Source organism: Mesorhizobium sp. BR1-1-3 (assembly GCF_020165455.1).
GTDB classification, from domain to species: domain Bacteria; phylum Pseudomonadota; class Alphaproteobacteria; order Rhizobiales; family Rhizobiaceae; genus Mesorhizobium; species Mesorhizobium ciceri.
Map to the genome: position 1 here is coordinate 131,386 of NZ_JAIUIC010000003.1, position 12,056 is coordinate 143,441.

Here is a 12,056-nt window from a genome sequence, read left to right on the forward strand (position 1 = left end):
CCGGAATTGGAACAACGTGACGAACGGAATCCTGCTCGCCCTGATCGCCTACGCAAGCTATTCGGGTAGCGATGCCGTTGTCAAAAGCCTGGGCGGTCAGCTCACGATCTTCGAGATCGGCTTTTTCATAACCTTGTTCGCGGGCTTCTTCCTGTTCTTCACGCGGCCCGCGGGCGAACGCTGGCGCGATTTCTGGCGCACCAGAAGGCCATGGGCGGTGCAGGCGCGTGCCTGGGCGGGCATCGCTTCCGGCGTGCTCAGTGTCTACGCCTTCACCACCATTCCGCTGGCCGAGTCCTATGCGTTGATATTCCTGGCGCCGCTCTGCGTCACCATTCTCTCCACGGTGATCCTCAAGGAGAAGGTCGGCCCCTGGCGCTGGCTGGCGGTGGTCGCCGGTTTCGCCGGTGTCATGCTGGTGGTGCGGCCGGGCTTTCGCGAGCTCAATCTCGGCCACCTTGCCGCCTTCGGTGTTGCCTTCCTCGCCGCCACCAGCGTGATCCTGATGCGCTCGCTGGCGCAGCAGGAAAAGCGCACCACCATGCTCGGCGTGCTGGTCGGCTACGGCCTGCTGTTCAACGGCATCGGTGCCGCCGCCACCTCGTTCACCGTTCCCGACGGCAAGCAGTTGCTGTGGTTGGTGGCGGCCGGTGCCTTCACAGCAGGTGGACAATTCCTTCAACTGCTGGCCATGAAATACGCGCCTGCCAACCGGGTCGCGCCGACGCATTATTCGCAGATCGCCTGGGCGGTGATCCTCGGCGCGTTGTTTTTCCAGGAATATCCGGACGGGCTGTCGCTGGTTGGCCTGGCGGTCGTTGGCGGCGCCGGCCTGTTGACCATGGTGCGTGAGGAAGCGCGGCTGGGGACCGTGCGCTGGAACCCGTTTTCGCGTACCCGGCTTTGAACCGACTCTGGTTGCGCCGTGGCCGTAACCGCTGATATGCGGGCGCCATGACCACAAAACCCCTGCCGGAGCTTCCTGTGTCCGTCGTGCTGCCGGCGCTGAGGGAAGCGCTTGGCGATGGCAACAGCGCCGTGCTGGTGGCGCCGCCCGGCGCTGGCAAGACCACGCTGGTGCCGCTGGCGCTGCTTGACGCGCCTTGGCTCGGCGCCGGCAAGATCATCCTGCTTGAACCGCGCCGCCTCGCCGCTCGCGCCGCCGCTCGCCGGATGGCTGAGTTGCTTGGTGAGGAACCCGGCGCCACCGTCGGCTACGCCATGCGCATGGAAAACCGCATTTCGGCAAAGACCAGGATCGTGGTCGTCACCGAAGGCGTGCTGGCGCGCATGATCCTCGACGATCCCGAACTGCCCGGTGTTTCGGCTGTCATTTTCGACGAATTCCACGAGCGTTCGCTCGACGGCGATTTCGGTCTCGCTCTGGCGCTCGACGTGCAGGGGGCGCTCAGGCCGGATCTGCGCTTGGCTGTGATGTCGGCGACGCTCGACGGCGCGCGCGTCGCCAAACTCATGTCGGGCGCGCCGGTCGTCGAAAGCGAGGGTCGCGCCTTTCCCGTCGATATCCGTTATGACGAACGGCCGGCCGGCATCGCCATCGAGGACGCGATGGCCAAGGCGATCCGCGCCGCTCTTGCCGACGAGAGCGGCAGCGTCCTTGCCTTCCTGCCCGGCCAGCGCGAGATCGAGCGCACCGCCGAACGGCTGGCCGGCAAGGTCGGCACCGATACCGACATCGTCCCGCTCTACGGCATGCTGGACGGCAAGGCGCAGGACGCGGCGATCAAGCCGGCAACATCGGGCCGCCGCAAGGTGGTGCTGGCCACCTCGATAGCCGAAACCTCGATCACCATCGACGGCGTGCGCGTCGTCATCGATTCCGGCCTGTCGCGGCTGCCGCGCTATGAGCCGGCCAGTGGCTTGACCCGACTGGAGACCGTGCGTGTCAGCAAGGCTTCCGCCGACCAGCGCGCCGGCCGTGCCGGGCGCACGCAGCCAGGCGTCGCCATCCGGCTGTGGCGGGCCGAGCAAACGGCTGCACTTCCTGCTTTCACGCCGCCGGAAATCCTTGAGGCCGATCTGTCCGGACTGCTGCTCGATTGTGCTGCCTTCGGCGTTGCCGATCCGTCAGCGCTTGCTTTTCTCGATCCGCCGCCTGTTCCGGCCCTCAATGAGGCAAGGGGGCTACTGCGCGCGCTGGATGCCATCGACCACACGGGGCGCCTGACGGAGGCGGGTGCAGAGATGCGCAAGCTCGCTCTGCCGGTGCGGTTGGCGCATATGGTTGCTGAGGCATCCCGGAGCGGCCATGCCTTCGAGGCGGCAATGTTCGCCGTGCTGCTTACCGAACGCGGCCTCGGTGGCGACGGCGCCGATCTGGAGCGGCGGCTGATGCGTTTTCGCGGGGAAAGATCTCCGCGCGCTACCGCCGCCAAGCAACTCGCCGAAAGGCTGGCAAGGCAGGCTGGCGGGGCGAAGGGCAGCGAAGCTGCGGCGGGCGGTCCCCTGCTCGTCCACGCCTGGCCGGATCGGGTGGCGAAGGCGCGTGGCGAGCGTGGCCGTTTCGTGCTGGCCAACGGCTCCGGCGCCATGCTCGACGCCGCCGATCCGCTGGCGGGCGAGCCGTTTCTGGTCGTCGCCGACCTGCAGGGCAAGGCACAGAATGCGCGCATCACGGCGGCAGCGGCGATCGGCGAGGACGATGTCCGTGTCGCGTTGGCGGACAGGATCGAGGCGCGCCGTGAAACGAGCTTCGATCGGGACAAGCGCGCCGTGCGTGTACGTGAAACCGTGCGCCTTGGCGCCATCACGCTCGCCGAGCGCATGCTGCCGCCGCCAACGGGGGCCGACGCCGACCGCGCCGTCCTCGATGCCGTGCGCCAGCACGGGCTGTCGCTGCTGACCTGGAGCAAGGAGGCGCAAACGCTGCGCCAGCGGCTTGGCTGGCTGCATCGCGGCCTGGGCGCACCATGGCCCGATATGGCGGATGACGCCCTCGTCGAGCGCCTCGACGACTGGCTGCTGCCTTACCTCGCCGGCGCGGCATCGTTTGCCGCCATCGATGCAGGTGTTGTCTCGGCCGGACTGGCCAGCCTCGTGCCGCATGATCTGCAGCGCAGGATCGATACGCTGGCGCCAACCCATTTCGACGCTCCGTCCGGCAGCCATGTGCCTATCCGCTATGACAGCGAATGGCCGGTGCTGGCGGTTCGCGTGCAGGAACTGTTCGGGCTCGACCGGCATCCCGCCATCGCCAATGGCACTGTGCCGCTGACGCTCGAACTCCTGTCGCCGGCGCACCGGCCGATCCAGACGACGCGCGACCTGCCCGGCTTCTGGCGCGGCTCCTGGGCCGACGTACGCGCCGACATGCGCGGCCGCTATCCCAAGCATGTCTGGCCGGAAAACCCGCTGCTCGCCGCCGCCACCGCCAGGGCCAAGCCGCGCGGGACCTAGCCTTTGGAGCTTCGCGGCTGTAATTCATGGCCATGATCAACGTTTTGCGTTCGCCCGATTTCCAGCAGAGCCAGAGACTGCGCCTCAACACGCTAATCCGGTTGCGATGGCTTGCCATTGTCGGTCAGAGCCTGGCGGTGCTCGTCGTCGCCTATGGGCTGAAGTTTCCGCTGCCGGTCAGCCTCTGCTTTGCCCTGATCGCCTGTTCGGCCTGGATGAACCTGTTTCTCGCCTTTCGCTTTCCGGCGGCGCACCGGCTCACGCCGCTTGCGGCCTTCGGCATCCTCATCTTCGACAGCCTGCAGCTTGCCGGCCTGCTCTACATGACCGGCGGCCTCACCAATCCGTTCTCGCTGCTGATGACCGTGCCTGTCGTCATTTCGGCGACATCGCTGCCCCTGCGCCTGACTGCCATCCTCGGCGGGCTGGTCATGTCGGCGGCGACCTTTCTGGTCTTTGTCCATCTGCCGCTGCCCTGGCATGAGGATGCGCCGCTGGCCATGCCTTTTCTTTATGTCGCCGGCATGTGGATGGCGGTGCTGTCCTCGATCGCCTTCACCGCCATATATGCCTTCCGGGTGGCCGCCGAAGCCCGGCTTCTGGCCAATGCGCTCGCCGCAACAGAGCTGGTGCTGCAGCGCGAGCAGCACCTTTCGGCGCTCGACGGGCTGGCCGCCGCGGCCGCGCACGAGCTCGGCACGCCGCTCGCCACCATCGCGCTTGTCGCCAAGGAGATGGAAAAGGCGCTCGGCAAGGATCCGAAATACGGGGAAGACGTGACGCTGTTGCGTTCGCAGAGCGAGCGTTGCCGCGAGATTCTCAAGCGGCTGACCAGCCTGTCCTCGGAGGGTGAGGCGCATCTTTCGCGGCTGCCATTGACATCGCTGGTCGAGGAGGTCACCGCGCCGCACCGGGACTTCGGCATCTCGATCAAGCTTCGGCCCGGCGAACGCATCGGCCCCGAGCCGGTCGGGCAGCGCAATCCGGGCGTCATCTACGGCCTCGGCAACCTGGTCGAGAACGCGGTCGATTTCGCCCGCAAAAGCGTCACCGTGCGCTGGAGCTGGGACGAGGCCACCGTCACCTTCTCGATCGTCGATGACGGCCCCGGTTTTCCGGCCGAGATCATCGACCGCATCGGCGAGCCCTACATGTCGACGCGTCAGGGCAATGAAACCGGCGGTGGTCTGGGCCTCGGCCTGTTCATCGCCAAGACCCTGCTCGAACGCTCTGGTGCCGTGCTCGATTTCCGCAATTCGAGTGGCCTGGGCGAGGGCGCCATGGTCCAGATATCGTGGCCGCGTGGTGTGTTCCTCAATCCGGAAATCACTTCGGCCAGCATGTTCGACACTGCCTGAGAGCCTTGAAGGACCTCTAAAAATTGGACAAGGAGGCTCAGGAACTATATTTGCGTAAAATTAAGGCAGCAGGAATTTTGAGACTATGACAGGCGACGAGAATATTGGCGCAATGGTTGAAGGCGAGGACACCTCGCTGCTTGTCGTCGATGACGACAAGCCGTTCCTCACGCGTCTGGCTCGCGCCATGGAAGCCAGGGGCTTCGTGGTCGAGACGGCCGAGAGCGTCGAGGAGGCGGTTGCCAAGGCGCGCGCCAATCCACCCGCCTACGCCGTGGTCGACATGCGGCTCGGCGACGGCAACGGCCTCGACGTGGTCGCGGCCATCCGCGAAAAGCGCGAGGATTCCCGCACCATCATCCTGACCGGCTATGGCAACATAGCCACCGCGGTGACCGCGGTGAAGCTCGGTGCGGTCGATTATCTCTCCAAGCCCGCCGACGCCGATGATATCTTCGCCGCACTCACCCGCACCGCCGGCGAGCGCGCGGCGCCGCCGGAAAACCCGATGTCGGCCGACCGCGTCCGATGGGAGCATATCCAGCGCGTCTATGAGATGTGCGAGCGCAACGTCTCCGAGACAGCGCGCCGGCTCAACATGCACCGTCGCACCTTGCAGCGCATACTGGCAAAGCGCGCGCCGCGTTAAGGTCACCGTTTGCCATCTTGCCGATTGAAACCCGCCGAAACAGGCGGCATGACGGAGGCGACATGCAGGATCTGAAGCAGCGGCCGATTTCCGTCTTCCGCGAATTTCTCGATAGCGAAGCGGCCGGCGGCATCATCCTGATGGCGGCGGCGGCACTTGCGTTGATCGTCGCCAACTCGCCGCTCGCCGAAACCTATTTCTCCGTGCTCCACGCCTATCTCGGCCCGCTCAGCGTCTCGCACTGGGTCAATGACGGGCTGATGGCGGTGTTCTTCCTGCTCGTCGGGCTGGAGATCAAGCGCGAGATGCTGGACGGCCAGCTCTCCACCTGGCCTCGGCGCGTGCTGCCCGGCATCGCCGCCGCCGGCGGCATGCTGGTCCCGGCACTCGTCTATGTCGCCGTCAACCGCAACAATGCGGCCGCCCTGTCCGGCTGGGCGATCCCGACCGCCACCGACATAGCTTTTGCGCTCGGCGTGCTGTCGCTGCTCGGCAGCCGCGTGCCGGCTTCGCTGAAGGTGTTCCTCACAGCATTGGCCATCATCGACGACCTCGGTGCCGTCATCATCATCGCCATCTTCTACACCAGCGGCCTGTCGCTGGCTTATCTGGGTGCCGCCTTCGCAATCATTGCCGCGCTTGTCGTGCTCAACCGCATGCGGGTGATGACGCTTGTGCCCTATCTCGTTCTGGGCGTCGTCCTGTGGGTTCTGGTGCTGAAATCTGGCGTCCATGCAACGCTTGCCGGCGTGGCGCTGGCGCTGACCATCCCGCTTGAGCGCTCCGCCGGGATCGGTCACGATCTGGACCGTTCGCCGCTGCACCGGCTCGAGCACGGCCTGCATAAGATTGTGGCTTTCGTCGTCATCCCGATCTTCGGCTTTGCCAATGCCGGCGTTTCGCTCGCCGGCCTGAGCTTTGGCGCGCTGATCGAGCCGTTGACGCTGGGTGTCGCCGCCGGCCTGGTTGTCGGCAAGCTGGTCGGCGTGTTCGGCTCCTCGGCACTTGCCATCAGGCTCGGTCTTGCCGACCTACCCGCCAATGCCGGCTGGACGCACATGATCGGCATATCGCTGCTGTGCGGCATCGGCTTCACCATGAGCCTGTTCATCGGCCTGCTCGCCTTCGCCGGCGACGTGGCGCTGCAGGACGCGGTCAAGGTCGGCATCCTCGCCGGCTCCTTCATCGCGGCCATCCTGGGCGCTGCCGTGCTGCTCATGGCGTCCGCTAGGGGTGGCGTGGAGGACGGCGAAGAGGAGAGCCGGTCATAGAGTGAAGGACGCCGCTACTCGCTCTCACCCTCCAGCGCCGGCACCGACACGCCGGCAAGCTCCGCCGCCAGCAGCCGCGAAGCGCCGGCCCGCGCGATCCGCAGCATCAGCGCCTTGCGCGTTGCCGCTGCCATGCGGTGCTCGGGCGCATCGCGCAGGATCTCGGCGCCATAGCCGTCGGAAAGGATGAAGCCGCATTCGTGCGGGAAGATCTCCGAGGGTACGCCGGGATGGGTGGCGAAGAAGAAGCGGTCGGAATGCAGCCGGTAGTCGGGCCATTTGCGGTCGACCCTGAAATCCTCGATCGAGGATTTGATCTCGATGATCCAGATATCGCCCTGCCGGGTCAAAGCGACGAGGTCGGCACGGCGGCCGGTGGCCAACGACAGTTCGGGCAAGACATGCGCGCCCATATCCATGAGCAGCCGCTGTACACCGCGTCGCACCAGCATGGCGCGTTCGGACTGGCGACCGTCGATGAGAGGGTTGATGGGGATGGGCGAGATGATCGGCATGCGAGGCACCATGCCAGATTCTGTTCACGGTTTGAACCTGTTTTATGCAGGCGATTGTATATTCGATATACCCGGATATACCCAAAAGAAGTCAGGCATTGATCCTTGAAAGATTGAGCTTGTGGTGCACACCATCGTTCTCATGGGGACGGGCGGCACAAAATTGAACAGCATTGATGGTGAACAACTGTGGGCCTTTGATCTTGATGCTCTGCGCAAGGCTTTCAGAAAGTCCGTTCAGGAGCATAAAGTCACGACGGCTGATTGGGCGGAGCACGCCAAGCAGTTCCTGGAAAAACAAAGAGATCGTCAGCGCAAATCGACTTGATATGCTGCGCCGGTCAATTTCCATTTGGTAACTTTAAGATAGCAGCGAAAAAATCTTTGCGCGTCACCAACCAAAGTCAGATGCACCGCTTTAGTTCCGCGAATGCCGAATGGCATAAGCAGGGAGACGTCACTTCGACACTTTCGTGAAGTGCGCACCCCATCTGCGGGTGATGCATGGCTTTATGTAAATTAGCTAAAGCGAATATAAGAGAAAAGTGATATTTTGGAAGCAGCCGGGGCTCCCCCAATACACCCCGCTCCGGTCAGGCCTGGTGGCGGTCCACCCAAAGGAAGGCTACCGGGCCGATCCCTGCAACCAACCGGTGACCCGCTCGTTGATCCCATGCCGGGTTGATCCCCCGGCACTCCAGGACCTGCCCGCTGCCGAGGGGCGGCGGGCCTTTTTTGCCGATTGGATTCCCCGCAGCGATAGCGAAGGCCCCGGCGGGCGCCGGGACCTTCGCGTTGCTGGTCTCGTCAGAAGTGGATCCAGAAGGATCTGCGGAAACATCTGCGGCGCCAATAGCCATTGCGCCAATAGCGACGGCAGACCCGCCTCCACCCGCGTCGGCGACGGCGGCGGTGCCATCTGCGGTGCCGCACCAACTCGACGCCATCCTGGACACTGGGACCATCCGGGTCGAGAATATCGTCGGACGGTTTGTCGAGCTCGTCGAGAATGCCGGGCCCCGTATTCGGGATGCCGGCCAAGGCGGTGGCAGGACGCGCGATTGCGACGACGGTCGCAGCCCCTGCCAGCCCAAGCATTCCAGTCAGAAACAATCGCCGATCCATGCCAACCTCCATCGTTGATCATTGCGACAAGGGAAGACATAGAGCGGCTGATTGACGCGCCCAGATGCCGAAGAAAATTGGGTCAATCGCTCTGCCGTGCCGGCGGCGGGCCTTTTTTGGCGATCTCTGACAATCCACGCGGCCAATGCGCCTGTTCCCGGGGATCATTCCTCCGACAAGCCGGCCGTCGTTGCGGCCGTTTCAATGCTCACCGACACGCCCTGGCGCAGGGAGTTGCTGACCGTGGAAATCGCCGCGGCCCTTGTAATGATCTCGGCCGGGTCGGAGCCGTCCAGCGTCGTACATGAAACCGCCATGGTTGACGAGGTCGCGAGCAAAGGCTTGCCTTCGAGGTTCAGCGTCACGGTCACGGCGATCTTGTCGAGCGTTACGCCCATTTCCTCGGCGACGTAGCGAAGATCGTTGCAGAAGCAGCCGCCGATCGCCAGGGCAAGCAACTGGCCGCCATTGAAGCCCAGGCCCATGCCGCCGGCCTTGCCTTCGGGCCGGTCGACGATGATCGTGTGGCCGCCGGCCCAGCCCATGGCGGCTCGCGTGTCCTCCACATTGCGCAGTTCGACGGTCATCGAGACCATTGCGGATGTCCTCCCGGCAGGAGTCGACCAGGCTTCGGGCGTCGTCGACGTACGGTCATTATGCAGGCGCAGAGGCGCCCTTGTCGCTGGGCAATGCCGCGCCCGCCATGTCATCAAGGATCGGACAATCCGGCCTTTCGTCGCCGTGACAGGCATGAATCAGTTTCTGCAGCGTCGAGCGCATTGACTGCAACTCGCGCACTTTCTCCTCGATCGCCGTGACATGGGCGGCGGCGATTTCGCGCACGTTTTGGCTGGCGCGGCTGCGATCCTGGTAAAGCGCCATCAGCTGGCGGCAATCGTCGATGGAAAAGCCGAGATTGCGCGCGCGGCGCAGGAAGGCCAGCCGATGGATGTCGTCTCCGGAATAATCGCGGTAGCCGTTGGCGGCGCGTGCCGGGGCGATCAGGCCGATCTCTTCATAGTAACGGATGGTCTTGGCCGGCAGGCCGGAGCGGTGGGCGGCGTCACCGACATTCATGACGGTTCTCCTCGATTTCCAGGAACCCATGGAGCAGGCCCCTTGAATTTGCTTCACAATCCTGTGAGTCCTGTTGCCAAAATGCCATAGTGATACGCTTACCGGTACGTCAAGGCAGGCATATAGGCATCGCGCGCTTGGCAAGCAAAGCAAATGCCAGCATGAATGATGATGAGAGAGCGGCCGACTCGTGCCGCCGAGTTTGGGCGGGGCACCGGATCACCTGATGCGCATGAAGTCGTTTGCAATCATCGCCGCACTGGCGCTCTCCACTGCTATCGCCGGTTGCAGCACCATCGGCTCGCAGATCTTCTCCAACGACTACGGCGCGGTCACTGACGCCGGTTATCATCTGCCGCGCATCCCGATCGAGAAAGTGCCGATGAAGTACCATCGGCAGGAAGTGAACTACGATAGCCCGGAAAAGCCGGGCACGATCATCGTCGATACGCAGAACAAGTTCCTTTATTTCATCGAGGGCGACGGAAGGGCCATTCGCTACGGCATCGGCGTCGGCCGCGAGGGCTTCGAGTGGCATGGCACCGCCCACATTGCGCTCAAGCGCGAATGGCCGACCTGGACGCCGCCGAGGCAGATGATCCAGCGCCAGCCGGAATTGGAAAAGTTTGCCGGCGGCATGGAGCCGGGCCTGAAGAACCCGCTCGGCGCGCGCGCCATGTACCTGTTCAACAAGGGCGGTGATTCAGGCTATCGCCTGCATGGCAGCCCCGAATGGAATTCGATCGGCAAGGCGATGTCGTCTGGCTGCATCCGGCTGATGAATCAGGACATTATCGACCTCTATGACCGCGCCTCGGTCGGCGCCAAGGTCATCGTTCTCTAGAGGCAGTTTTCGTACGCGGACCGTCTAGGCAACAACGGACGTCCCAAGCAGAAAACCGGGCAATTCGGCCCGGTTTTTTGTTGTTTGCGCGATGCGACGCCTGCTCGGCGGTCAGGACACCGCCGAGAACGCGGTGGGAACTAAAATTTGGTTGATGATTGTCTCGGTGATCTGGCCATCACGCTCGGAGTCTTCCCGCGCCTGCGTCCAGGCAGGGTCCTTCACGAACGCCGTCCAGCGCTCTTCGCGTTCGGCCAGCGATTCCCATGCCAGCATGTAGGTCAGTTCGTTGTTCGAAGCTCCGATCAGCGTGGTAAAGAAACCCGCTTGGCGGATACCGTGCTTATCCCATAATTTGAGCGTGATCTTGTCGAAGCGATCAAGAAGCGCCGGCAAGCGTCCCGGCAAAGCCCGGTAAACCCGAAGTTCGTAGATCATTTTGGAGTTCCTTCTGACCGATGCGCCGGAAGAAATCGGACCAGATGGTCAGCAGGGTAGAATTATCAAAACGGGCGTCAGGAGACCTGCTCGACCTGCTGCACTTCCGGCACGAAATGGCGCAGAAGGTTCTGGATGCCGTGCTTCAGCGTCGCCGTCGATGACGGGCAGCCGGCGCAGGCACCCTTCATGTGCAGGAACACCGTGCCATTCTCGAAGCCGCGGAAGGTGATGTCGCCGCCATCCTGGGCGACCGCCGGGCGCACCCGCGTGTCGAGCAACTCCTTGATGGTGATGACCAGCTCCTCGTCGGCCTTGTCGTAGAACTCACCGGTCTGGCTGGTCTCGGCGGCCGGGCCAGCCTTGGCCATGACGGGCGCGCCGGACATGAAATGCTCCATGATGGCGCCGAGGATCGCCGGCTTCAAATGCTGCCAGTCGGGACCATCCTTGGTTACGGTGATGAAGTCATAGCCGAAGAAAACGCCGGTGACGCCAGGAATTTCGAACAGCCGGCCGGCCAGCGGCGAGGCGACGGCGGCGCTGTCGGCATCGCGGAAATCGGCGGTGCCTTCCACAAGCACTTCCTTGCCGGGCAGGAATTTCAGCGTCGCCGGGTTTGGCGTCGATTCGGTCTGGATGAACATGGCCGTCTCCGTGCCCGTTTGGGCATCTAGTTTGGAACAATTCTAAATAGGCTCAATTGGCTGGACATTCAAGCGAAACGCATCGCCGGAATGGCTGGCTGGCGGAATGTTTTTGCGCGCCCCTGGGACGCGCCCGAAGGTGTGTTGAGATTCAGGTCAGGCCGGCATCACCTGAAAATCAGCACACCTCAGGCCAGGCTGTCTATTTCCTCGTCCGAAAGGTTCTGCGGCACGACAGTCACCGGGATCGGGAAGGCGGCACCCTTGCCGGCCACGGCGCCGACCAGCGGTCCCGGGCCTTCCTTGCCCGCACCGGCGGCCAGCACCAGGATGGCGATGTCCTGGTCTTCCTCGATCAATTTGTGAATCTCTTCCGTCGGCTTGCCTTCGCGGACCACCATCTCGGGCTCGATGCCGAGCTTCTGGCGCACCTTGTTGGCATAGCTGTCGAGTGCGGCGCGCGCCGTGGCGTTGGCTTCCTCGCGCATGATCTTCTCGACACCCAGCCAATGCTGGAAATCGTCCGGCACGATGACATAGAGCAGCACCAGCGTGCCGCTGGTGCTCTGCGCCCGTTTCGAGGCATAGGCGACGGCACGCTCGCATTCCGGCGTGTCGTCGATGATCGTCAGGAATTTCCTGCGATGGCCGGCTTCGCGGCTGAGGCGTTTGGAGACCATGTCTATCTACTCGGTGTCTTGCGGCGCAATCTGCC

General features: G+C 63.8%; 13 protein-coding genes. 6 read left to right on the forward strand and 7 right to left on the reverse strand.

What is annotated here, in order from left to right; all coding sequences use genetic code 11:
* The first annotated feature begins 16 nt into the window (after window positions 1-16).
* The 5 genes from LB559_RS07850 (at window position 17) to nhaA (ending at window position 6,695) form a co-directional block, all read left to right on the forward strand.
* Complete coding sequence (locus LB559_RS07850) at window positions 17-907, forward strand: DMT family transporter (RefSeq protein ID WP_013528075.1); 891 nt, start codon at window positions 17-19, stop codon at window positions 905-907.
* 47 nt (window positions 908-954) lie between these two features.
* Entirely contained in the window at window positions 955-3,417 is a 2,463-nt protein-coding gene (gene hrpB, locus LB559_RS07855) for an ATP-dependent helicase HrpB (protein WP_224673721.1), read from the forward strand.
* A gap of 26 nt (window positions 3,418-3,443) precedes the next feature.
* Window positions 3,444-4,775 carry an ActS/PrrB/RegB family redox-sensitive histidine kinase gene (locus LB559_RS07860; RefSeq protein WP_013528073.1) on the forward strand — a complete coding sequence of 444 codons (1,332 nt, stop codon included), beginning with the start codon at window positions 3,444-3,446 and terminating at the stop codon, window positions 4,773-4,775.
* An 85-nt stretch (window positions 4,776-4,860) separates the two neighbouring features.
* On the forward strand, window positions 4,861-5,424 hold the full coding sequence (locus tag LB559_RS07865) for an ActR/PrrA/RegA family redox response regulator transcription factor (RefSeq protein WP_013528072.1): 564 nt from the start codon (window positions 4,861-4,863) through the stop codon (window positions 5,422-5,424).
* A 62-nt stretch (window positions 5,425-5,486) separates the two neighbouring features.
* Window positions 5,487-6,695 (forward strand): Na+/H+ antiporter NhaA, encoded by a 1,209-nt coding sequence (nhaA, locus tag LB559_RS07870; RefSeq protein ID WP_063171102.1) that lies wholly within the window; start codon window positions 5,487-5,489, stop codon window positions 6,693-6,695.
* Between the two features lie 14 nt (window positions 6,696-6,709).
* On the opposite strand, the gene LB559_RS07875 is transcribed toward nhaA, so the two are convergent.
* The 4 genes from LB559_RS07875 to cueR form a co-directional block, all read right to left on the reverse strand.
* Window positions 6,710-7,210 carry an MmcB family DNA repair protein gene (locus LB559_RS07875; RefSeq protein WP_050596417.1) on the reverse strand — a complete coding sequence of 167 codons (501 nt, stop codon included), beginning with the start codon at window positions 7,208-7,210 and terminating at the stop codon, window positions 6,710-6,712.
* Between the two features lie 91 nt (window positions 7,211-7,301).
* Entirely contained in the window at window positions 7,302-7,562 is a 261-nt protein-coding gene (locus tag LB559_RS07880) for a hypothetical protein (protein ID WP_224673722.1), read from the reverse strand.
* A 937-nt stretch (window positions 7,563-8,499) separates the two neighbouring features.
* Window positions 8,500-8,931 carry an OsmC family protein gene (locus tag LB559_RS07885; protein ID WP_013528068.1) on the reverse strand — a complete coding sequence of 144 codons (432 nt, stop codon included), beginning with the start codon at window positions 8,929-8,931 and terminating at the stop codon, window positions 8,500-8,502.
* 58 nt (window positions 8,932-8,989) lie between these two features.
* A complete protein-coding gene (cueR, locus tag LB559_RS07890) occupies window positions 8,990-9,412 on the reverse strand; it encodes a Cu(I)-responsive transcriptional regulator (RefSeq protein ID WP_024501803.1) in 423 nt (140 codons plus the stop codon).
* A gap of 226 nt (window positions 9,413-9,638) precedes the next feature.
* Here cueR and LB559_RS07895 point away from each other — a divergent pair, with 226 nt between their 5' ends.
* The gene (locus tag LB559_RS07895; protein WP_224673724.1) at window positions 9,639-10,256 is read left to right on the forward strand and encodes a L,D-transpeptidase; all 618 of its coding nucleotides are present in this window, start codon (window positions 9,639-9,641) and stop codon (window positions 10,254-10,256) included.
* Window positions 10,257-10,367: 111 nt separating this feature from the next.
* On the opposite strand, the gene LB559_RS07900 is transcribed toward LB559_RS07895, so the two are convergent.
* The 3 genes from LB559_RS07900 to LB559_RS07910 all read right to left on the reverse strand — a co-directional run bounded on the left by LB559_RS07900 (window position 10,368) and on the right by LB559_RS07910 (window position 12,021).
* Window positions 10,368-10,694, reverse strand: a complete 327-nt coding sequence (locus LB559_RS07900; RefSeq protein WP_064992973.1) for an NIPSNAP family protein — start codon at window positions 10,692-10,694, stop codon at window positions 10,368-10,370.
* 77 nt (window positions 10,695-10,771) lie between these two features.
* Window positions 10,772-11,341 carry a NifU family protein gene (locus LB559_RS07905; protein ID WP_013528064.1) on the reverse strand — a complete coding sequence of 190 codons (570 nt, stop codon included), beginning with the start codon at window positions 11,339-11,341 and terminating at the stop codon, window positions 10,772-10,774.
* A gap of 188 nt (window positions 11,342-11,529) precedes the next feature.
* Window positions 11,530-12,021, reverse strand: a complete 492-nt coding sequence (locus LB559_RS07910) for a universal stress protein (protein ID WP_013528063.1) — start codon at window positions 12,019-12,021, stop codon at window positions 11,530-11,532.
* Window positions 12,022-12,056 lie beyond the last annotated feature (35 nt).

Coding starts and splice junctions, on each gene's coding strand:
- hrpB (WP_224673721.1), top strand. CDS start 955: ATGACCACAAAACCCCTGCCGGAGCTTCCTGTGTCCGTCGTGCTGCCG.
- LB559_RS07860 (WP_013528073.1), top strand. CDS start 3,444: ATGGCCATGATCAACGTTTTGCGTTCGCCCGATTTCCAGCAGAGCCAG.
- LB559_RS07865 (WP_013528072.1), top strand. CDS start 4,861: ATGACAGGCGACGAGAATATTGGCGCAATGGTTGAAGGCGAGGACACC.
- nhaA (WP_063171102.1), top strand. CDS start 5,487: ATGCAGGATCTGAAGCAGCGGCCGATTTCCGTCTTCCGCGAATTTCTC.
- LB559_RS07875 (WP_050596417.1), bottom strand. CDS start 7,210: ATGCCGATCATCTCGCCCATCCCCATCAACCCTCTCATCGACGGTCGC.
- LB559_RS07880 (WP_224673722.1), bottom strand. CDS start 7,562: ATGGAAATTGACCGGCGCAGCATATCAAGTCGATTTGCGCTGACGATC.
- LB559_RS07885 (WP_013528068.1), bottom strand. CDS start 8,931: ATGGTCTCGATGACCGTCGAACTGCGCAATGTGGAGGACACGCGAGCC.
- cueR (WP_024501803.1), bottom strand. CDS start 9,412: ATGAATGTCGGTGACGCCGCCCACCGCTCCGGCCTGCCGGCCAAGACC.
- LB559_RS07895 (WP_224673724.1), top strand. CDS start 9,639: ATGCGCATGAAGTCGTTTGCAATCATCGCCGCACTGGCGCTCTCCACT.
- LB559_RS07900 (WP_064992973.1), bottom strand. CDS start 10,694: ATGATCTACGAACTTCGGGTTTACCGGGCTTTGCCGGGACGCTTGCCG.
- LB559_RS07905 (WP_013528064.1), bottom strand. CDS start 11,341: ATGTTCATCCAGACCGAATCGACGCCAAACCCGGCGACGCTGAAATTC.
- LB559_RS07910 (WP_013528063.1), bottom strand. CDS start 12,021: ATGGTCTCCAAACGCCTCAGCCGCGAAGCCGGCCATCGCAGGAAATTC.